The sequence below is a fragment of the Nocardia sp. NPDC003963 genome (assembly GCF_053605105.1).
The window spans coordinates 1-22060 of sequence record NZ_JBSGIP010000006.1 but is presented as its reverse complement, the minus strand read 5'-3'; the positions used below and the strand labels follow the sequence as shown (position 1 = coordinate 22060).

Genomic DNA, 22060 nt, shown 5'->3' with positions numbered 1-22060 from the left:
TCCCACACCAGCGACCCGGCGACCGTGTCACCGGGTCGGCCGGGTGGTCCTCACACGTGTGGCGATGCTGGTCGGGGTTCTGGCCGTGGCCATGTCCGGCACGGGCACGGCGGCGCTGGCCGGTCCGGGCAACAGCCCTGCAGCTGGGACTACCGGCGCCGGCTGCCCGGCGGTGGTGGGGGTGTTCGTGCCGGGCACCTGGGAGACCACCACGGCCGCGGACCCTCATCGACCACAAGGGTTGCTGGCGCCGGTGGCGACTGCACTGGAGCAGCAGTTCGGCGCCAGTTTCGAGGCCGTGTTCCCCGCGTACGCGGCCAAGGCCATGGACGGGATGCTCTACGGCGACAGCCAAGCCCAAGGCGTCGCGGCCGCACGGGACACGGTGGCCGATATCGCGGACCGGTGCCGGGCAACGAAATTCGTGCTCTCCGGCTACTCCCAAGGCGCGGACGCTGCCGGGGACCTCGCCTCGGCGATCGGCTGCCGCAACGACCCGGTGCCTGCGCAACGAATTCTGGCGGTGGGGCTCATCGCGGACCCGAAACAGGGCACCAGCGGCGGGAAGCTGGTCGGACCGGCCGTGGACGGCAACGGGATCCGCGGGTCACGCCCCGATGGGTTCTGCGCACTGAGCGCGGTCATCGCCCAACTGTGTGAACCCAGTGACCGCTATTGCGCCACCGACGCGGCCACCCACCCGATCCTGGCAGGCCTCGGGCAGGTCCTGTCCCAGCCCGGCGACACCCCGACCCGCACTCCCTCCACCCCGGGCTCGGGCTCGGCACCCGACTCGGCCGGGTCGGCAGAGTTGACCCGTTCCCTGGACGCCGGATTCAGCGCCCAATCACTGGCCGGACTACCCGCCGATATCGACGCCGTAGTCCGCCGGATCAGCTCGGGCGACATCAGCGGCACCGGGCTGGCCGCGACCGCGGCATCGGTGGGTACCATCCTGACCAAACTGGGCGATCTCGGCCGGTGGGTCGGCGACAACCCCGCAGTTCGGCAGCAGATGTCGGAGAGCGCACCGGGGTCGGCCGATCAGGACGCCGGGCGGGTCCTCGATACCGTGCAGCAGATCGATATCGGCGCCGCCGCCGGCGCGGCCGCCACGATCGTGGCCCACCTCAACCGGCCCGGCGGGCTCACCGGTGGGCCGAGCCCCGAGCTGTCGCAGGCCCTAGGCACGCTGACCTCCTCGACCTCGGCGTTGACCACGCTGGGCAGCGACGCGCTCTCGCAGGCCTCGAATGTGTTGTCGCTGCTCAAACCGGCCACGCTGATCGACCAGATCACCTCGGTCGCGACCAACACCGTCGGTTTCGCCGCGAACGTCCCGGAAATCCTGGACACCGCCCGCCAGATCGGGACCGCGGTCACCGACCCCTCCACCGACGTGCCGGGCAAGGTCCGCGCGGTCCACGATATTTTCCGCAGTCTCAACGAGTTGTGCCAGCCGCTGGTGCGGTTGGCCGCCGGGATCGATCTGTCGATGGTGGCGCCGCTGGTACGGATGATTCCCGATCCCACCGGAACCGCTCAGATCGCGTCGTTGGTGCTGTCGCTCCTGTCGAGTCTGGATGTGGTCGGGTTGGCCCGCCAGGTCGGCACCCTGCAAGAGAATCTCTGGCATATCGTCGAAACCATCACCGGCGGAGGGGATCTGCTCGCGGTCGGTGGGGCGTTCGCCGAGTTGGTCCCGACACTGCTCGGTTTCGCCTCGCTGGCGGTCAACACGCTCACCGGTAGCGCGAGCTCCACCGACCCCTCGCTGCTGGACACCCCCACGGGCGCGGTCGGGCAGGCCCGGGACCTGGCCGGTATCGCCGATGTGCTGCTGGGGTCGGTGACCTCGCAGGGCGCCGCGGATCTCACCCAACTGGTCGGCGAGGGGTTGAGCGCCGCACAGTTCTTCACCTCCGACGCCCACCAGTCCTACGACAGCTACATCGTCGACAGTGCCGGGCGCACCGCACTGGATTGGCTGACCGACTGGTTCACCAACCGGATCCGGCAGGTGGGGATATGACCGAGATGACCTCCGGAACCGAGCCCGCCGGCCGGTGGACACCGCTGGCGGCCGCAGTACCGGTACTGCTGATCGGCGCGTTCGTCATCGGATTATCGGGTGCCCGCGAAGACACCGATCCGCGCTGCCTGCCCGACATGCCCTCCGCACCGGACAACGACGGGGCGGTCGTGTGGCCGATCGACGCGCCGGTATCGAGCCCGTTCGGGCAGCGCGACGGAGGCCATCACGCGGGCGCCGATTTCGCCGCGCCCGCCGGGACCCCGATCGTGTCGGCGACCTCGGGCACCGTGGTCGCGGCCGGTCCTGCCGACGGGTTCGGCAACTGGATCATCGTGGACTCCACCGGTTCCGGCGGCTCGACAGTGTCGGCGGTCTACGGGCACATGGAACCCGGCGGGGTGAAGGTCCGCCTCGACCAGGAGGTCACCGCGGGCCAGCCGATCGCCGCGGTGGGAAACGCCGGTGAAAGCAGCGGCCCGCACCTGCATTTCGAGATCGTGCCGGGCGGGCGGCTGTCCGGCGGCCGCGCGGTGGACCCGATTCCGTGGCTCACCACGCACGCCGGACCACAGGCAGGCGCCCCGGGGCCCGCCGACCCGCGGCTTGTGGCCTCCTCGTCCGAGCTCGCACCGCTGCCGGTGGCGAAGGGCAGCGAGGCGAATATGCAGATCGACGCGATCCGGGTGGCACGCACCCTGGCCGCGGTGTTCCCGCAGATCCAGCGGTTCGAGATGTGGCGCGAACGCGACGACTTCCCCGACCATCCCAGCGGCCGCGCCGTGGATGCCATGATCCCGGGCTTCGACACCGACGAGGGACGGCGCCTCGGTGACGCGATCGCCGACTACGTGATGGCCAACAGCGACACCCTGCAGATCGTCTACATCATCTGGCAGCAGACCTACCGCCCCGCCGACGGAACACCCAACCGGATGGAGGACCGCGGCTCACCCACGGCCAACCACTTCGATCACGTCCACATCACCGTCGAGGGCGGCGGGCCCCCGGCACCGGGACAAACCTACGGGGCCACACCGGAATCCGGGCTTGCACCGTCGGGATGCAGTGACGAACCGGCCCCCGGCGCCCCCGTTGAAGCCGGTGTCATCCCTGAGGCGTTCGTGCCCTGGATCAACCGCGCCGCTAGTACGTGTCCGCAGGTCACCGGGCCGCTGATCGCCGCGCAGCTGGAGAACGAGTCCGGGTTCCGGGTCGATGCCTACAACGAGACATCCGAAGCCGAAGGCCCCGCGCAGTTCGTCCCGGCAACCTGGGACGCCAAGGCCGTCGACGGGGACGGCGACGGCCGCCGCGACCCGCGCAGCATCCCCGACGCGGTGATGTCGCAGGCCGCCTACGACTGCGAACTGGCCGCGATCGCCCGCGACGAACTCGCCGCCGGTGCGCTCACCGGGGACCTGACCGAGCTGTGGCTGTCGATGTACAACTGCGGGCCGGGCGCCACCCTGGCCGGTGGGCGGGTGTGTCAGAACCCCGAGACCATGGCCTATGTCCGCAACATTCCGGCCCGCGCCGCAGTGCTGGCCGGCCCGGTCTCCTCGCCGAACGGGAGGCGGTCATGACCGGGTACGGCATCGGCGGGCACGCCTCGACGCGCGCGGGTTCGCATGTGTGGCTGACACCGCCGGGGCTGCTGGCCTCGCTCGGCGATTTCGATCTCGACCCGGCCGCCAGCCCGGACCCGCGGCCCTGGCCCACCGCGGCCACGCATATCTGCCCACCCGAGGATGGGCTCACCGCACGCTGGCACGGTCGGGTGTTCTGCAATCCGCCCTATGGGCGCCACATCGGCCGGTGGTTGTCGAAACTCGTCGAACACGGCACGGGGACAGCGTTGACGTTCGCGCGTACCGATACGACCTGGTTCCACAGTTATGTCTGGGAGGCCGCCACCGCGGTGCTGTTCCTGCGGGGGCGGCTGCATTTCTACCGGCCCGACGGCTCCCGCGCCGACGCCAATTGCGGCGGCCCGTCGTGCCTGATCGCCTACGGCGACCACGACGCGGCCGCGCTACACCGGGCCCCGATGCCGGGCCGGCTCGTGCACCCGGGCGCGGCCACCGGCGACAGCACCCACATACGACCGGTAGCAGGCCCGTCGCGGGCAGCAGCGCGCGGAGTCGCGCCGGGGCAGTACATGTTCGAGTTCGGGCGGCAACGATGACATCGATAACGCGGAGAGGATCGGGGTCGCGGGCGCTGCTGGGTGCGGTGTGCGCGAGCACGGCGCTGGTGGCCGGCTGCTCGCCTGCCCCCGGTCCGCAGGAAGCGGGCACGGCCAGCGCACAGCGCTGGTCGCCGACCCCGCATATGCCGGGGCAGTCGCCGCGCCCGGAGTTGACGGCGGCCACGGCGCTGCCCGTGGATATCGGGCAGGTCGACCGCGCCGATCCCGATGCCACCGCCCGCGCGGCGCTGACGGTGTGGTTTTCCTGGAACCCCAACGTCGATGCCGGCCCCAACGACGCCGCCGCCCGGGCTGCGCCGCTGCTGTCGGCGGCGCTGCGGGAGTCGGTGACCGCGACCGCGCCGGTGCGCGGGCCCGGCGCGGACTGGCGGCAGTGGGCCGACCGGTACGCGACCGCGGCGGTGCGAGTGGACCCGGCCGTGGATGCCGTGCCGCCGCAAACCCCGAGCCAGGCGATCCGCGTGTACGCGGTGACCCAGAGCTGGTTCGCCCCGGGCGGGGAACCGATTCAGACCGTGGTGCGCAAGGTCGGCGTCGTGCTGGCGCGCACCGACACCACGTGGGAGGTGAACCATGTCGAGCAACGATGACCCCCGCTCCGGCGAGCACGAGCAGCAGCCTGTGCTCTTCGGCGAGGACTCCGGTGGCCGCGGCGATCACGGCGACTATTCCGCCGAGCGACCGGTCAATCTGCGTGATCAGAAACTGCGCCCCCGCGCCGACGGGGACACCGCTCCGTTGCGGCTGCGCCCCGACGCACCGACCGGCGGCGATACCGCGGATCCGGCCGATCCCTACGGGGTGGGCGCCGATCGCGGCGCCGCGGTGGCGATCTCGGCGGCCGAACTCGAGGAGCTGCGCGAGGAGCAGCTGCGTCGCGTGCTGGGACGCCCGGCCGGTGTGGAGTCCGATCCGGCGCAGTGGGGGTGGCGCGGCAAGGCCAACGCGCTGGGCGCCCGGCTCAAGCCGAGCCAGGACGAGATCGATTTCCGGCGGGCGGTCGAGCGGATCCGCCAGCCCTTGCCCGGGACTCCGCTGATCGTGGTGTGCAATCCCAAGGGCGGCGGCGGCACGACCCCCACCGCGCTCATGCTGTCCAATATTTTCGGTCGCCACCGCGGTCACGGTGTCGTGGCCTGGGACAACAACGAGACCCGTGGCACGTTGGCGACCCGGGCGGCCGCGGCGGCGAAAGCTGTGCCGACCACATGGGATCTGCTCGAACACGCCGCGCAACTGTGTTCGGCCGATGTGGTGGCCTCCGCAGTCGGCCGGTTCCTGTTGGCTCAGCCGACCGGTGACGAGGTGCTGGCCAGCGATCAGTCCAGCAAACGGGCGCACATGATCGGTGAGGCCGAGTGCACCGCGGTGCTGGCCGTGCTGCGCCGCCACCGCACGATGGTCGTCGTCGACACCGGCAACAACGAACGCGGCGAGGCGTTCCGGTGGTCGATCCGCCACGCCACCCAGCTGGTGGTCCCGTTGACCTACCGCCGCGACGCCGCCCATATGGTGCTGCGGACCCTCGACGGGATCGCCGCGCGCGGTCACGAAGATCTGGTGCGCTCGGCGATCGTGGTGCTCGCCGAAGGCACCGCCACCAGCCCGGCGGCCCGCGAAGCCGTGCACGAAGCGCTGGCCCGCGCGGAGATCAACACCGTGCTGCATGTGCCGGTCGATGCCGACCTCGCCGGCGGGGAACGCCTGGTGTTCTCCCGGCTCGCCGAACCGACCGTGCGGGCCTGGACCCGGGTCGCGGCGGTCGTCGCCGACGCCACCGCCGAGGTGCTCACCCGCCGAGAACCCATCATCCACGCCGGGCAGGCACCCCAATCACGAGAGGCCCCCGCCGAATTCGATGCCCGCTGGGGGCCGCGCCCGGCCGGCCCGGCGCGGCGCTCGCCGCGCGAAGGCGACCTCGGTGTGTACCGGCGTGGCGGGGAGGCTGCGGGATGAGCGACCACACCTCTCATCGGAACCGGGCCCGCGGCCGCGCTTCCGGGCGGTGGCGGCACGCGATGCGCGCGCTCGCCACGCTGTACACGCTGACCGTGTGGACGCTGCTGTGCGGCGGGCCCGCCGCGGCCCAGGGGATCCCCAACCCGCTCGGTGATGTCCGCCCGAATTTCTCGCTGTTCGGTACCGCCTTGGACACGGCCTGGAAGCGGGTGGTGGCCGCGCTGTGGGCGGCGGTCCTCATCGGCGCGACGGTGCGGGTGATCGTCGGCGCCTACAAGGTCCGCCGCGCCAAGAACCGCGGTTACGCCAACGACCTGTCCGAGGGGATGGAAGACCTGCAGGACGCCATGGTGTCCCTCGGTCTGGCCGGGCTGGCCAGCCCGATCGTCGCCGCCATTTTGTTCGTCGTCGGCGGCTGACCCCCGGCCCCTACTCGAAACGGAGACCCTCGTGGCAGCAAAAGGATTCGCCGACCTCTCGCCGGATCACAGCACCCGCCCGCACCGCGACACTGCGGCTGCCCCCGGACATCGCCCCCCGGACTCCGGGGACAAGCCGAAGGGCTGGGATTTGCGGCTGATCATCCTCGCGGGCGTGACCGTCGGGGTGCTGCTGTCCATTCTGGTGGCGTTGAGCAGCGGCGACGACACCAGCGATGGGCCCGGTTCGGGGTTCACCGTGCGCGCCGCGCACGGCCCGAGCCACGTCGTGGACAACGTGCCCGCCGGCTACACCCGTGATGCCGAGGGCGCGGCCACCGCGGCAGTGAACGCCGTGCAGGCCCTCGCGCAAGCCGGGCAGGGGCGCATCGCCATGACCGATGTGGAACGGGTGCTGGTCGCGACCGATCCCGGGCCGCAGCTGCGGGAATCGATCGCGATCAGCCGAGACCGCGGCAGCGAAGAAGACGTGCTCACGGTCCTTCCGGCGGCGGTGTCGGTGAGCGCGGTGACCGACACCGCTGCCGAGGTGTCGGTGTGGACGATGGGCGTCTCACGGGCCGCCATCGAACCCGGGGATCCGGTCTCGGTCACCACCTTGTGGACCAGTAACACGGTCTCGCTGGTGTGGCAGGACGAGGACTGGAAGGTGCAGGAGAAGACCGGGCAGGTCGGACCGACCCCCGATGAGGTCGTCGCCCCGGATGCGGCCAGTCCTCTGTCCAAGCCGCTGGTCGGCGGCTACTACAGCTTCTACGTCAACTGAGCCCGCGGGTGGTGATCGGGATGTGGCGGCGCGCACTCACGGTGGCGATGATGCTGCTGGCCTGCGGTGCCGTGCTGGCGGGTCCCGCGGTCGCCGCCCCGGCCGAATCCGGGCCCGGCACCCCGACCCCACCGGCATCGTCGCTGCCCACCGGGTTCCCCCAGGATTTGAAACGCTTCATCGGCGGCAGTGAGGAGTTCCGGGCCGCCGACTGGTTCACCGGCGCCTGCGGTGACCGCGGCGGCGACCTCGGCGCCTACATCAACGACGCCTTCGCCGTCGAGAGCCGGCTGCTGTATTGGAGCGCCGACGACGAAACGAAAACCGAGCTGGTGCGCGCCGCGATGCCGGTCTCCGGCGCGCCGCTGGCCGGCGTGGACGAGGCAGCAAAGATCGTGGAAGAAGGGCGGGCTCCGCCCGAGTCGGCGTTTCCGCCCACCTTTCCCGCCGGAGATCGCGCCTACAGCATGCGCACCTCCTACTGCGCCGACGACCTGAAACGGTGGACGACCCCGAGCTGGAACACCTGGGGGTTCGAATGGGCCTCGGCCCCGGACAAGCAGTCCATGGCCGAGATCAGCAAGGCCGCAAACTTCGAGTCGGTGCCCGAACAGGCATGGACACAGCCCTGCGGTGGCGATGTACCCGCAATATATTGCAGCCACGCATTTTTCGTCGACTGCGAGCGGGCCGATGCGAGCCAGGACGACCTGCGCCGGTGTGTCGGGTGGAACCGGGCGGTGGCGCAGCTGTTCACCGGAACCGCGCAGTGGATCGACGCCAACACCTCGCTGACCGACCGCATCGAGGATGCGATCGCCTCCACACCCCATTTCCAGGCGGGTAAGGCCTATGTCGACGCGTTCGTGTGGGTGTGGGGCACCGCGATCCCGGATCTGGTGGCCTTCGTCGCCGACCCGCAAACGGTGATCGACGACTGGGCGGTGTCGTCGAAAGAAGGCGCGGTGCAGCTGTCCTCCCAGGTGCTCACCGGGCTGGCCGGTGTCGGCGGGTTCGATCCGGCCGCGCCGTGGTTTCTGCGCTGGTATGCCATGTCCACCGGTCTCGGCATCGTGGTCATGGCGGTGATGACGATCCTGGCGCTGTGGCGGGCCGCGGCCAAAGGCGAAACCGTGAAGTCCATCGCCGGTGACCTGCTCGGATACGCCCCCGCCGGGGTCATGATGATGCTGTTCGCGCCGATGCTCGCCCAACTGCTGGTCGAGCTGTCCAACGCACTCTCAGAAGCGATCACCCGGGTCTCGGGTCCGGACATGGGCCAGATGGTCACCAACCTCACCCATTTCACCGGCGAGCTGACCGCGCCCGCGCTACCCGGCGGAGCGATCGTGGGATTGCTGCTGTTCCTGCTGTTGATCGCGGGCGCGCTGGGCGTGTTCTTCGGGCTGCTCATGCACGCCAATGCGTTGCCGATCCTGGCGGTGGCGGCCGGGATCGGGTTCGGCATGTGGGTGCATCCGAAATGGCGGCCCAAAGCGCTGCGGCCGCTGCTGGTGTTCCTCGGCATCGTGTTCTCCAAACCCCTGCTGTTCTTCCTGCTCGCCGTGCAGACCGGGGTGATCAACGCCGCGCTGACCGACCAGACCAGCATGCACGGCGACACCGGAACCCTGGGCAAGATGTGCATGCTCGTCGTCTCCTTCCTCGTCGTCGGGCTGGCCCCGTGGTCGCTGGTCAAATACGCGCCTCTGCTGCCGACCCGCGCGGATGCCAGCGGTTTCGGCGCCCATTCCGGGTCGCTGATGGCGGGTGCGCTGGGCGGGGTGGCCAGCAGCCACATGTGGTATCGGCGCGGGGGCGGCGGCGGTGGCGGCGGCAAGGACACCGGAGGCGCCGGTGGCGCCGGTGGCGGGAGATCGCAGTCAGGGCGGGGCGGGGACCCCGGGCCCGCCTGGCGCACCAGCGGACGCAGCGACGGGCGCAGCGCCACCGAAGCCCGCTTCGGCGACATGCTGAACCGCCGCGCAGCTGGTGGAGGCGGCGCCGCTGCCGCGGCGGCGGCGAAGGGGCGCGGCGGGATCAGCGCGCGCACTGTTGGCCGTCAGGCATGGAAGGCAGCCGGAGCGGCAACCGCCATCGGCGTGCCGGTCGCAGCGCAGGCCTCGGCGGCCGCGCTGAACAAAGCCCGTTCCGCCGCCGAAGCCACCCCCGGAGAAGCGGAGCAGCAGCAATGATCGAGCAGCGCAGCTACATCCTCGGCGGGGAGATCGCGCGCCGGTCCTGGCTGGGCCTTTCGCAGCCGGTGATGGCCACGTGGGCGATCGCGATCCTGGCCGCGATCGCCCTGTATCTGCTGGCCGGAACCTCCACCTGGTCGATCGCGGCGATCCTTCTCGGGTTGGCGGCGGTGTTCGCGGCCACGATGGAATGGAACGGGCAACGCTCCTGGGCATCCCAGCGTCTGCACACCGTGCGGACCTTCGATCGGCGCCGCCGCGGCGAGCACGTCTACCGCAACCCCACCGATCCCGCATTCGGCGACGCAGGCCTGGACCCGGGATGGGAACTACCTGTCCCGCTGGGCAACACCACGCCGGTCGATGTCGCCGGCACCGGCCTCGACGACATGTTCATCCTGCGCCACGCCAACCCCGGAGAGCGCACCTATTTCTCGGTGGTGCTCGCCGTCGACGGTGTCGCCGGCGGCCTGCGCGGTGACACCGCGTACGCGGCGACCTCGGCGTCCTTCGGTGCGTTCCTGGCCAACATGGCCAAAACGAGCTCTTTCATCCGCGGGATCCAGCTCGTGCACCGCAGCGTGCCCCACGACATGACCCCGCACGAGCGGTGGGCCGAAGCCCAGGTCGCAGCACTGGACGACGCGCGGCTGCTTCCGGCGGTCACCTCCTACGGTGCGCTGCTGGACGTGCTGACCCCGCTGGCCGAGGAGCATCGCAGCTATGTGTGCCTGCGCCTGCCGCAGACCGAAGCGTTCATGGCCGAGACCGCGCGCATCGCCCGCACCAAGAACGCCAGCATCCACGGGGCGATCGCGCAGCTGGTCCGTGACGAGACCGAGCGCGCGTCGCGGCTGCTGAGCAACGCCGGAATGGGCAACGTCGAAGTGTATGGAGAACGCCGCGCGTGCGCGGTGTTCCGCGCCTGTATCGACCCGGACTTCCAGCTCGCCCGCCACCGCGACGCCGCCTGGGACTCGTGCTGGCCCACCTATATCGGCGGCCGCGACTCGGTCGCGGTATCCGCGCACGGGCGGTGGCGGACCCGGGTCGGGATCATCCCCGCCCGCGGTATCGAGCCGGCCCCGCTGGGCCCGCTGTGGCTGGCGCCGCTGCTGACCGGGGTCGACGCCGACCCCGGCGATGATGAAACCGCGCCGATGCCCACCATCCGCACCGTGTCGGTGCGCCTGGATTTCGTGCCCGCGGCCCGGGCCCGCACCGCGGCGCGCGGCGACTTCACCGCCGACGAAGCGCGCAAGGTCAAGGAGGCACGCAAGGGCAAGATCGACGACGGCAGCAGCGATGTGCTGCTGTCGGCCTCGGATCGGCGCCGCCAGGACCTGATGCCCGGCTCCGGCCACCACGGCGTGATCTACTCCCTGGCCGTCGCGGTCACCGGCCGCGACGAGGAAGACCTCGAACGGGCCTGCCTGCGGGTCACCGAAGCCGCTAACGATTCCGCGATCAGCGAAATCGAGTGGGCCACCGACGACCACGACGTCCGCCTGTTCGCCACCCTGCCGCTCGGTCGCGGCCTGGCCACCACCTCCTACACCCGGTGACACGGCCATGGCATCCACGCTCAGACCGACCACCCCGCCCGCACCCGCCGGTGCCCGGGCACGGCGCCCACTGCTGCGGCGCCTGTTCGGAATCGGCCCACGCACCACCCGCCCGGCAGCCCCGTCCGGCGGCACCACACCGGCACGGCGGCGCGCCCCGAAACGACGCCGCTGGCTGGACAAACTCGGCTGGTACGAGCCGCGCAGCGAGGGCGCGTGGTCGACGACACGGCAAGCCGAAGCGCTGAACTTGGCCACCAGCCGCCGATCCGCGCGCCAGGAAGGTGTCGCGGCCGGGCTGAACAAGATCAGCCAGGAACTCGAGATCCTGGACCCGTTCGCGCTCTACGGCGACGAGATCTCCGGTATCAATGTGTGCCTGATCGGCGATATCGGGCGCGGCAAATCGTCGATGATCAAAAGCGCGTTCTGCCTGCGCCAACTCGTCGCGGGCCGGCAGGTGGTGGTTCTGGACCGCAAACCCCAATCCGGTGCCGGGGAGTACACGCCGATCGCACGGGCTTTGGGTGCGGCATCGATCCGGTTCAAAACCGGTGGTGGGGGAGCCTGTGTGAACTTGCTCGACCCCGCCATCTCCACCGGCGGTGAACATTCCGGCGGCCTCGACGGTGTCGTCCCGGCCGGTCAGGAAGCGCTCGTGCTCGCGGTGCTGGCCGACAGCATGGGCCGTGATCTCGACGAACGCGAGAAAGCAGCGGTCGGGATGGCGCTGGAAGTGGTCAACGCCGAAGCCCGCGCACGCGGGCGCGCACCGGTCATCCGCGATCTGGCCATGCGGCTGCTGAACCCGAACAGCGGTGACGGCACCATGTTCGGCGACCGCTGGGCCGACCGCGCACTGGAATGGGGCCCCGAACCCGGGTTGGCGCTGCTGCGGCTGGCCGACCGCGACCTCAAAGGCCTCGTCGACCAGGAAACCAGCCCCGAGGTCACCGAAGCGCTCGAAGACCACAGCCTGGTGCACTTCGATTTGTCGGCGCTACCGACCGACGGGCCCGCGCTGCGGATCGTGATGACCGTCATCAACACGTGGTTGGCCAACCGGCTGGCCGCCCGGTCCTCACGGTTTCAGCAGACGATACTCATCGTCGAAGAGGGCTGGCATGTCGCCCAGGGCTCCACCGGTGAAGTGTTCCAGGCCAACCTGAAACTCTCCCGCGGCCTGGGGATGGGCGCCGTGTCGGCGTTCCACCACCTGAGCGATATCGACGAGACCTCGCCGGCCCGCGCGCTGATGCAGGAAGCCAGCATCGTCGTGCTCTTCGGCCAGGACCGCGAAGACGACATCCGCGAAACCGTGCGCATGTACCGGCTGCCGACGGGCACCGAGGAAGCGCTCATGCGTCTCGGACGCGGCCAGGCCATGGTCAAGATCGGCAACCGCGACCCGTTCCTGCTCGAACACATTCGCTCTCCGCACGAAATCGTGCTCACCGACACCGACACCGCCGTGAAAGGGCGCGCCGCATGACCGGCCCCCTTTTGCGCACCCCGGCACGGCCTCCGGGCCCGTGCAGCCGCTCGTATCGAAAGGCAGGTCACACCCGTTGAGAGACAATGATTCCCGCGAATCGATGCCGTTGGCGCCCGTGCGTGAGCGGTCCCTGCTCCCGGCCGGACTGGAGCTGGGGTTGTTCTGCGCCTGGTCGCTGGGGTGCGGGATATTCGGCGGCGGCGCCGTGTCCGGGCTGCTGTGGGGCAACGGCATTCCAATCCCGGGCTGGCACGGCATCGGCGACACATTGCGCGGATTGGTCCGCGAGCCCGGCGACCCCGCGGCCGCGTGGCCGGCCGATCCGCGGCCGGGCCCGGCGTGGCTGACCTGGATGTGCATCGTCACCGTCACCCTGCTCGTCGCCTCCGCCGCGGCGATGGCCCGCGCGGAGTTCGACGCCCGCCGCCGCCACCGCCGCAACCGCTCCGGATTGGCCACCGGCAGCGACCTGCGTCGCGCCGGCCTGGATGCCCGCAGCGCCAGCGACAAGGCCGCCAACGAATTCCCCACTCTGGCCGCACGCAGCAAACGCACCCTGGCCCCGCGCGGGAGGTGGCGCAAATGAAGATGCCCTCACTGTTCACACCACGGGCACGGGCGCGGCTGGATCCGGCGAAGATGGCCGTCCCGCTCGGCGCGCTGGCCGAGGACCCCAACCAAACCGTCTACCTGCAGCACCGTGACGCGGTGCTGGTGGAAGGCCCCACCGGGTCGGGTAAAACCTGGCGGCTGGCCTACCAACTCGTCGACAGTGCACCCGGGTTCGTGCTCGCCACCACCACCAAATCCCGCGACATACTCGGCGCCACGCTGGCCGACCGCGCGAAACTCGGTGCGGTGGCGGTGTTCGATCCCGAAGACCTCACCGGCTGGCCCGCCCCGATCCGCTGGTCGGTCCTGGCCGGCTGCGAGGACCCCGACACCGCGATCCGGCGCGCCGCGGCCATGGCCAAGGCCATGCCCATGGAAGGCGCGAAGAACAGCGGCTACTTCGAAGCCAAAGCCGCCACCCTGCTGCGCTGCTACCTGCACGCCGCAGCCTTGGAGAAGATCAGCATCCGCGAGGTCCGCAAATGGGTGTCCTCACGCACCACCACCGTCGCCCGCGAAATCCTGGCCCGCAGACAGCCGGACTGGGCCGGTGAACTCGAACAGATCCTGGACTCCGGCTCCGAATCCTCCGACGACGTCATCGCCGCAGCGGCGCGGCTGCTCGAACCATTGGCCTCACCGAAACTGATGACCGCCATCGACGTCCCCCAAGACGAATCCTTCGCCGTCGAGCCCTTCGTCCTCGACACCGCACACCACAACACTCTCTATCTGGTGTCCAAGGGGACCTCGGGCTCGATGGCGCCGTTCGTCGCCGCGCTCGCCGCCGAAGTCCACCACGTCGCCGACCGCGCCTCCCAGAAGCATTCCTCCGGCCGCCTCGACCCGCCGGTGCGGCTGATCCTCGACGAGGTCAACAACGTCGCACCCATTCCCGATCTGCCCAGCATCTTCTCCGACTCCGGCGGGCGCGGCATCACCGTGTGGGCGTTCGCGCACAACCAGCGCCAGAACCAGCAGCGTTGGGGCGATCACGGCGGTCTCATGCTCGCCTACTCCGCACCGGCGATGCTGATCCTGCCCGGGATGCGCGGCGACGAACTCAACGAGATATCGCGCCTGATCGGCAACCGCAAAGAATGGCGCGCCACCATCGGCCGCGGCAGCCCCAGCTACCAGCTACACGACGAGCCGATCATGACCGCGGCCGAACTACGCGAGATGGACACCGACCACGGGCTGCTGCTCTACCGCAACGCCCGCCCGATGACCGTGCACCTGCCCACCGTCTGGCAGGTCCCCGAGACCAAAAGGCGCGTCCAAGCTTGCCTGGCTGCCTTCGACTCGATCGTGAAAGACCGCAAGGTCCCCGACAAATACCACCAGAACGGACACCCGCCCATCCCAGGAGGCCAGCCGTGACAACCATGATCTCCGGCGTCATCGACGACGAACACAGCAACACCGAGACCGCCAGCAACGACAAGAAGAAGAAACCGGTACCTGGACCGTGGTCGTGGAACGACCTCACCCAGGACCAGGCGCGCGACCTGTGGACCGAACTCACGGAGTGGGTCACGTGGCTGCGCGACGCCTTCCAGCTGGCAACCAAGATCAAGCCCTGCTGGTTCCGCCACCGCGCAGTCCGCGAACATCTCACCGCGCTCATGGTGGCGCACAAAGCGGTCTACATGATCGACCCCGAAGAGACCCAGCCCGCCTACCGAGAAGACCTCGTCGGGTGGCACGTCCAGTGGTATCCCGACATCATCGACAGCGTCGGTCGGCTCCTCGGCGACTGCACCAGCGGCACTTGCGCCTACCGGCACCAGACGCCCGTCGACGACACGGGATTCGAAAACTTCGTCGACGACGACGTGCGCAGCCGCAAGAAAAAGTGACGGGCTGACCGGTGCCCCCTCATGCCGCCCCGAGCCGCGCCGTCCACCGGCGCCGGGCCGCATGCCCATTGACTGCGGACGGTCTCTGTCGCGCCCCGATATCCCTGCACACCAGGGCATCCCGGGCGCGCGAGCGAGGATTGTCCGCTTCTGCGGCGGCCACCGCGCCTCGCCGGCGCGCGTCCCCCTCCGCCCCGGCGACGCGGTGGCCGCCGCACCCACCGTTGCAGCTCACCGGTCACCGCAACCGGTTGCGCCGCCCCCTCGATTCCGCGTGAAGGAGCACCACCCATGGCCGACACCGCCACCGCACCCGCTGGGGCCCGCCGATCGGGGCCCGCGCCCGAGGGCATTCTCCAGCGCCTGGCCTACCTGCTGGTCGCGCTGGCCATGCGCCGCGCGGCCAAGCAGATCCGCGAGATCAAGGATGCCGAGGCCCGAATCGGCGACGGCGACGAACAAGCCCTGGCCCGGCACGCCGAACGGGTCACTGCGGCCCGCGCCGCGGCCGAACAGCGGCTGCGGACACTGCGTTTCGACCAGCCGCGCGAGGATATCGCCGCCGCCCTCACCGACGCGCTGGCCTGGCACGACAGCTCCGACGTCGCGCGAACCGCCCTGGATCAGCTGGCCGGCTACTACGACAGCAACTACGGGCTGAAAATCGACCCGGCCGCCAGCACCGTGACAGTCGATCCCGACTACCCCGCCACCGAAGTCCAGGCCACTGTCGGGCGAGCGGCTTCACTGCAGCGTGAACAAGCTGCGCTCGCCGCGACCAATCACCTGCTATCCACAACCGCGCTGCCGCTGGTCGATCAGAGGCAGGCCAGTGAGGCACTCACCACCTGGGCTGCCGACCCAGGCGACCCCGACGGCGCAGAGCTGGAACCCGAGGCCGTCCAGCGGCGCCGCGAAGAACTGGAAACTCAACTCTCCGGTGTCGGGCTCACCGACGCAGACCGCGCCCAGGCGCTGTTCCTGGTCGATTACCTCACCGGCGCCGCTCCCCAATCCTCCCTGGACCTGCTCGACACCGCCATCTACCTGCCTACCCCAGCGCCCTCCGGCCCGGCGCCTCAGCCGACAGCGGCCACCGAGCCCCAACCCTCCACCGCCGGCCCGCCGAACCCTGCCGACAGCGCGGGCAACGACGCCCGATCCGCCCCCGGTTCACCACCCACCGGCCAAGGCGGGCAACCCGACTCTGGCACCGAGCCACCCGCGACCGGTGGGGACCACCCGGGCCCGACACCTGAACCGGGCAGCGCACCGAATGCCGGCTCCGGCTCCAGGAAGCAGAGGCCGCCACGGACCGGCGCTCGCGGCCGGCAGGATGGCGCGGAGCCGGGGGTCGCGCGCGGCCGGGCGGCTGCGGCGCCCGCGTCCGGGCCCGAGCCGGTGGACCGCGAAGCGGTGACCGGGCTGCTGCGCACCTACCTGGAGGACGTGCGGACCGCGCATCGGCATGCCGATGCCATCGCCACCGGCGGCACCGAGGTCACCGACGACATGGTGCTGCTGATCGATGGGCTGCGCGACCAGCGCCGCCAGCTTCTCGCCGTCGCCGAGCACGGGCACGGGCTGGCCCCGGTCGAACGCACGCAGATCCGCGCCGTGATCCACGACATCGACGCAGGCAAAACCGAGATCCCGGGCTTGATCTGGGTCGACGAGGCCACCAAACGCGGCATCGACTCCGCGCGGCACCGCGACCGCGGCGCCGACATCGCCTCCTCGATGGCCGCCCGTGTCACCGAAGTCCTCGACAACGCACAGGTTTTCCCGTCCAGCGACCCGGTGACGGCCTCACGCCTACCGGATACCCTGCACGGCCCGCTCCGCGAGATCATGGCCTCTCTCCGCGAGGACAGCGGCCCTCTGCAACAGCGGCGCACCCAGTTCACCACCGCCGCACGCGCATTCGCCGAGCAGCTCGACACGCTGCCGATCCAGCCATCCGACAACGACGCGGTGCGCGCGTTTCTGCGCGGCGATATCGCCGGCGAACGCTTCGCCACCCATCCCGACCGCGTGGTCACCCGGCTGACCCAGCTGCTCGACAACACCGGCGTGCTCACCGACCCCGATCAGCTCCCGCGCACCGACGCCGCGATCGTGGCCACCACGGTGGAGAACCTGAATGCCGTGGTCACCAGCGTCGCCGCCGACGACGGCAACCGTGACCGGCTGCTACGCCGGTACCAGGCCGCGGTCGACGGCCTGGGCAAACACCTGCTCGACACCGGCGTCGCCCCGGGCACCCGCATCGAAGTCCGCTCGATCATCGACAGCCACGCCCGCGCCGCCAACGCCCACGCTTCCCGCGGCCGCGAACGCAGAACACGCTGGGCCGAACGCTCCTTGCCCCGCCCTCACACTCCCGGCTCCCCAACCGACACGCACGCTTCGACCGACCAGGGCGTCCCACGGGCGGCCCCGCCACCAGGACACCAGAACACGGCTCGAACCCAGCGCTTCACCTCCAGCCAGCGCCGCACCCAGTTCTTCCGCACGTTCCGGGCCCACGGCGGGGCCCGGCGGGGCACCCGGGTCTGACGCCATGGCCTTCTCGAACGCCGCGCCCACCGCAACCGGCGCGCACCGGAGTCAGGGTCGCCGTCCTGCCGGTCGTGCGCTGGTGCTGATGGTCGTGGCGACGAGTCTGTGGGGAGCGGCCAGCGCGGGGATCGCCGGGGTCGGCGCGGCGGGGCTGGCCGCGGCTCCGGTGGCCGCGGGCGGCGCGGTGGCACTACTGAGCTTCGCCGCCGTGCGTGGGTACAGCCCGATCAAGCAATTCCGCAGAGCCCCCGCTGTTTTCTTGACGGTCGGGGCCCTCGAAGTGGTGAACCTGGTCTGCTACATCGCCGCTTTGCGGATCGGGCCGCTGCCGGTGGTCGTCGCACTACATCTCACCGCGCCGGTGCTGATGATCCTCGGGCAGATCGTGCGGGGCCGGCGAGGGTTCACCGTCGCGGTGGGCGCGGAACTGGGTGCGGTGGTGGTGGCGCTGTGGCTGATCGCCGGGCACGCCCCGGCGGACACAGCGTGGGGGCCCGCCCTGGCCGGTTGCCTGCTCGCGGTGGCCAGCGCCGCCTGCGTCGCCGCACTGATCACCGTGGTGGTCCGCGAGGCCGGACGCGGCGGTGAGTGCGGGGCCGGGCTGCAGTTGCTGGCGGCGGCGGTCCTGAGCGCGCCCCTTTTCGTCACCGCGGTGTGCGCGGGCTCGGGACCCACCGCGGGACAGTCGATCGTGCTGACCGCGATCGGTGCATTGCTGCTCGGTCCCGGGTTCGCCTTCTACTGGCTGGCCGCACCAGGTTTGGGCACGGTCACCACGGGGTTGATCGGCCTGAACGAAGCCGTGGTCGCGACCCTGGTCGGCGCGGTCATCGTCGGCTCGGCCGTCACCGCCGCGGACCTGATCGCCGCAGCGCTGGTACTGGGTGCCGCCGCCCTCGAACTCAGCGCCGCACCACCGCAAGTACCGGCACTTCCCATGCCTTTGCCCACGCTCCCACCCTCGCTGCCGCACAGAAAGTCCAGCTGATGACGAACAACGCCGCCTCCGGTCCTGGGGGAGCACCTCCAGCAGAGCACCCTGTCCCCGACACTTCCGACGCCCCCGGCGCGGCGATGCTGTGGCACCGCTGGTGCCCGCCTCCCCAGGACGACGGCCGGTTCGATGCCCGATTCGAAATCCTCGACTCCACCTACAGTCAGGTGCGCGCCCGCCGACGGGCGCGTTTCGGCTCGGCTTGGCTGGCCCGTGCCTGGCTGCAGCATCACGGGGCGCGTGCGGGAAACGCCCCGTGCCGCGCGGTGGCCGACCTGGCCACCACCACGCAGCAGCTGCGCGGTGTGTACGACGCGTCCGGTCCTGCCGACGAGGTCGTGGCCGCGCTCACCGTTGCCGGTGAAGCTCGGGGTGACCTGTCACCGGCCAGCCACATCGCCGATACCGATACCGCGGTGCTGGCGTTGCTGCTCACCGAATACCGCTGGTGCGTTCAACGACTCCACCACGGCGGCGGCGAAGAATACAGCCGCTACCGCGCCAATCTGCGCGGCCTCATCACGACGCTGCTGAGCGTCGGCGCGCTCACTCCCACCGACCGGCGCCGCGCCACCATCGAGCTGCGCGGCGCCGACCTGACATTGCTGGAACGCCCCGACGGCGATATCCGCGCGGCCCTGGATCAACTGCCCGGCCACACCGAAACGGCCGCGCCACCAGCCGTCCGCGGGCTGGTTCACGCCCGCGTCGCCAGCGTCCGCCATGCCCGCGAAATCCTCATGCACCAGGTACACGCCCGCGCCGAGCACAACACGACCGAGCAGCTACGCGCCCGGATCGTCGACGCCCGCACCGGCGAATCCCTGCACCTGGTCACCGGCACCGCCGCCCACATCGAAGACACCCTCGCCGCCGTCACCGAGTTCGACGGCACCCTGCTGCTGGGCCTGCCCGATCTCGATCTGCTCCACCTGCTGTCGCTGGTCCTCGACTACGAGACCCGGGCCGCAGACCTCAGCAGCCTCGACGCCGAGCACCGCGCCGCCGACCCCGGATCGCCATGGCGCACCGGCCTGCACGCACAACAGCACCGCAGACGCGAGATCACCGCCATGCTCGCCGACCCCGCGCTCCGCCACCACACCCCTCACGTCTACGCGCGCCTGATCGCCGCCGACGCCCTCATCGAGCGACCACGACCACAGGCCCCGGCCACGGCCCGCGGCGCAGTCGGCTAGTGCACACCGTGATTGGAGAACCCCCATGTCCCAACCGTCCGATCCCACCGCTCCCCGCACACCCACCGACACCGACGGCCAGCGCCGCCAGCTGACCCAAGCGACCGAGATCCTGCGGCAATACGTGGTGGGGCCCGAGGTAGACGACCCTCAAGCCGCACTCCGCCGCGACCTGGATCTGCTCCGTCAGCTCACCGACGTCCTGATGCCTGCGGCGACATTGCGCGCTGGCGAACGCGACGGGCTCGGATACCTGATCGGTGACCGCCGCGACGACCTCGTGCAGTGGCTCAAGGAGGTCGGTGTCACCGAGTCCTGGTCTCTGGCGCAGAGCCTGGAAACCGGTGACCCGCCCGCCGCCGATATCGCTACCCGGCTCGCGATCATCGACACCGCCCGCCAGGCCGGGTTTCAGTCGGTCGCCGAATCCCTGCACCGGTACACCTACCTGCGGGCGGCGGCGGAGCAGGCTGGCGGTCTGCCCTCCGGAGGACCCTCTTCGATCGGTCAACGGCTGGCCGAGGCCCACGAAGCCTTCGGTATCCAGCTGAACCGGGCAGGTCTCAGCTCCACCGAACGCCGCCATACCAATGAGCTGCTGGGTGAATATCAGCATCACGACCTCACCGAACTGTCGGACGCCGACCTCATCGATATCTTCGACGCCGACGCCTCGCTGCCCGGCCCCGGGCCCGGGGCGGGCCGGGCACTGGCCGAGCGGGTGAACGAGCTAGCGGTATGGCGGCGCCTGATCGCCGGCGAGAGCGAAACACCCTACTTCGCATCGCTCATCGACAGCGGCGGCAACAACCGCATCTCCTACCATCCCAGCGAGTCCGTGGCGCGGCAGTGGCTGCTGGACCAGAGCTGGACCCTCAACCCGGACGCGATTGTGGGATCGGCGATCTACCGGCCCGATCCCGTCACGGGAGCGCAGCGACTGTGCTGGCAGACCCATGCCATGACCGTCGCCGAGCACGTCGCTCAGCTCGAACGCATCGCCACATTGAGTCCCCGCGTGCGCCGGTCCAGCGACGACTACCTCAATACCAAGCGGATCGACTCCCTGAGAACCGATTACCTGGTCGCCTCTCAGCAACTCAACGACCCCGGCGCCGCGGATCCGGCATTCGAGACGGCCCTGCACCGCGACAACCTACGCACGCAATTGCTCGACTTCGCCCAATCCACCGGGCGCCTCGAGCAGGCGACCCGGTCTGTCAAGGAGATCGACCAGTGGAGCCGGCCCGTGAGACTGACCGATCTGGACAGGACGTACACCCCGTATCTGGATGAGGCGATCGGCCGGGCCGAGCAGCACTTGGCCGAGCTGAAATTCCAGGGCGTCTGGACCAGCATCTCCGACGGCACCGGCACAGGGCTCGATCCGAGAATTGGATGGACATCCGACGACTACAGCCCATACCAGTGGATTTACCAGTCCATCGACACGAACAGCATCCCGCTGTACACCGACAAGAAGTACGCCACGCTCACCGACCTGCTGGCCAACCATCCCGAGCACTCTCCCGCAGCGGCCGACATACTCCGAGAATTCGACAGCGACCTGAAACAGGCACAGACCAACGCCACCGTCGCCCAGGCCTATCGAGACAGCGTTCGCACCTCCTCCCCGATGCCCACCGGTCTGATCCCCGACGGTGTACGCGTGGAACGACGTGACAGCGACGGCAAACTCGTGTCGGAGATGACAGTAGGCTCAGGGTGCGACCGGGCCCGCACCACGATGGCGTCCACGCCGAAACTGACGCCGACCCCGCGCTTCCTACCCGCCAAGCCCGTCCACCGGCGGACTACCTTCCCGGGAACGTCGGCGGCCGGGCCACGCAGGAGGCCACAGCTATGAGCCGCGTCGGCAGAATCCCCGACCGCGACAAGGAAGCCATCCGCGCGGCCGCACCGATCGCGGACGTCATCGGCGACTACGTCGAGCTGCGGCCCGCCGGGACGTCGCTGCAGGGACTGTGCCCATTCCATGACGAACGCACACCGTCGTTCCATGTCAGCCCCGACCGCGGGCTATTCCACTGCTTCGGTTGCGGCGAATCCGGGGACGTTTTCGGATTCCTCCAAAAACACCAGCAGATCGGGTTTCCCGAAGCCGTGCAGATGGCCGCCGACCGGATCGGCTACACCATCCGCT

General features: G+C 70.2%; 18 protein-coding genes. All 18 read left to right on the top strand.

Features of this window, described 5'->3' with window-relative positions; all coding sequences use genetic code 11:
* The first annotated feature begins 43 nt into the window (after positions 1–43).
* A complete protein-coding gene (locus ACWEWT_RS14865; protein WP_452559216.1) occupies positions 44–2032 on the top strand; it encodes a cutinase family protein in 1989 nt (662 codons plus the stop codon).
* Positions 2029–3618, top strand: a complete 1590-nt coding sequence (locus ACWEWT_RS14860) for a peptidoglycan DD-metalloendopeptidase family protein (RefSeq protein WP_452559214.1) — start codon at positions 2029–2031, stop codon at positions 3616–3618. The genes ACWEWT_RS14865 and ACWEWT_RS14860 overlap by 4 nt, the downstream gene beginning before the upstream one ends.
* A complete protein-coding gene (locus tag ACWEWT_RS14855; RefSeq protein WP_452559213.1) occupies positions 3615–4220 on the top strand; it encodes a DNA N-6-adenine-methyltransferase in 606 nt (201 codons plus the stop codon). The genes ACWEWT_RS14860 and ACWEWT_RS14855 overlap by 4 nt, the downstream gene beginning before the upstream one ends.
* Complete coding sequence (locus ACWEWT_RS14850; RefSeq protein ID WP_452559212.1) at positions 4217–4834, top strand: hypothetical protein; 618 nt, start codon at positions 4217–4219, stop codon at positions 4832–4834. The genes ACWEWT_RS14855 and ACWEWT_RS14850 overlap by 4 nt, the downstream gene beginning before the upstream one ends.
* Positions 4818–6200: a MinD/ParA family ATP-binding protein gene (locus ACWEWT_RS14845; protein ID WP_452559211.1), complete on the top strand. Its 1383-nt coding sequence runs from the start codon at positions 4818–4820 to the stop codon at positions 6198–6200. Before ACWEWT_RS14850 ends, ACWEWT_RS14845 begins: the two co-directional genes overlap by 17 nt.
* A complete protein-coding gene (locus ACWEWT_RS14840) occupies positions 6197–6622 on the top strand; it encodes a hypothetical protein (RefSeq protein WP_452559209.1) in 426 nt (141 codons plus the stop codon). Before ACWEWT_RS14845 ends, ACWEWT_RS14840 begins: the two co-directional genes overlap by 4 nt.
* A gap of 31 nt (positions 6623–6653) precedes the next feature.
* Positions 6654–7409 carry a hypothetical protein gene (locus ACWEWT_RS14835; RefSeq protein ID WP_452559208.1) on the top strand — a complete coding sequence of 252 codons (756 nt, stop codon included), beginning with the start codon at positions 6654–6656 and terminating at the stop codon, positions 7407–7409.
* Between the two features lie 8 nt (positions 7410–7417).
* Entirely contained in the window at positions 7418–9604 is a 2187-nt protein-coding gene (locus ACWEWT_RS14830) for a hypothetical protein (RefSeq protein ID WP_452559207.1), read from the top strand.
* Entirely contained in the window at positions 9601–11172 is a 1572-nt protein-coding gene (locus tag ACWEWT_RS14825; protein WP_452559205.1) for an SCO6880 family protein, read from the top strand. The genes ACWEWT_RS14830 and ACWEWT_RS14825 overlap by 4 nt, the downstream gene beginning before the upstream one ends.
* 7 nt (positions 11173–11179) lie before the next feature.
* Entirely contained in the window at positions 11180–12664 is a 1485-nt protein-coding gene (locus ACWEWT_RS14820) for an ATP/GTP-binding protein (RefSeq protein WP_452559204.1), read from the top strand.
* Between the two features lie 76 nt (positions 12665–12740).
* Positions 12741–13253 (top strand): hypothetical protein, encoded by a 513-nt coding sequence (locus ACWEWT_RS14815; RefSeq protein ID WP_452559202.1) that lies wholly within the window; start codon positions 12741–12743, stop codon positions 13251–13253.
* The gene (locus tag ACWEWT_RS14810) at positions 13250–14662 is read left to right on the top strand and encodes a type IV secretory system conjugative DNA transfer family protein (RefSeq protein WP_452559200.1); all 1413 of its coding nucleotides are present in this window, start codon (positions 13250–13252) and stop codon (positions 14660–14662) included. Before ACWEWT_RS14815 ends, ACWEWT_RS14810 begins: the two co-directional genes overlap by 4 nt.
* Positions 14659–15141: a hypothetical protein gene (locus tag ACWEWT_RS14805; RefSeq protein ID WP_452559198.1), complete on the top strand. Its 483-nt coding sequence runs from the start codon at positions 14659–14661 to the stop codon at positions 15139–15141. The genes ACWEWT_RS14810 and ACWEWT_RS14805 overlap by 4 nt, the downstream gene beginning before the upstream one ends.
* Before the next feature lie 291 nt (positions 15142–15432).
* Complete coding sequence (locus tag ACWEWT_RS14800; RefSeq protein WP_452559196.1) at positions 15433–17700, top strand: hypothetical protein; 2268 nt, start codon at positions 15433–15435, stop codon at positions 17698–17700.
* 4 nt (positions 17701–17704) lie between these two features.
* A complete protein-coding gene (locus ACWEWT_RS14795) occupies positions 17705–18691 on the top strand; it encodes a hypothetical protein (RefSeq protein WP_452559195.1) in 987 nt (328 codons plus the stop codon).
* The gene (locus ACWEWT_RS14790; protein WP_452559193.1) at positions 18691–19896 is read left to right on the top strand and encodes a hypothetical protein; all 1206 of its coding nucleotides are present in this window, start codon (positions 18691–18693) and stop codon (positions 19894–19896) included. Before ACWEWT_RS14795 ends, ACWEWT_RS14790 begins: the two co-directional genes overlap by 1 nt.
* A gap of 25 nt (positions 19897–19921) precedes the next feature.
* Complete coding sequence (locus ACWEWT_RS14785) at positions 19922–21763, top strand: hypothetical protein (protein ID WP_452559191.1); 1842 nt, start codon at positions 19922–19924, stop codon at positions 21761–21763.
* Positions 21760–22060, top strand: a 301-nt coding sequence (locus ACWEWT_RS14780; protein WP_452559189.1) for a CHC2 zinc finger domain-containing protein, incomplete at its 3' end; no start/stop codon positions are given. The genes ACWEWT_RS14785 and ACWEWT_RS14780, both read left to right, overlap by 4 nt.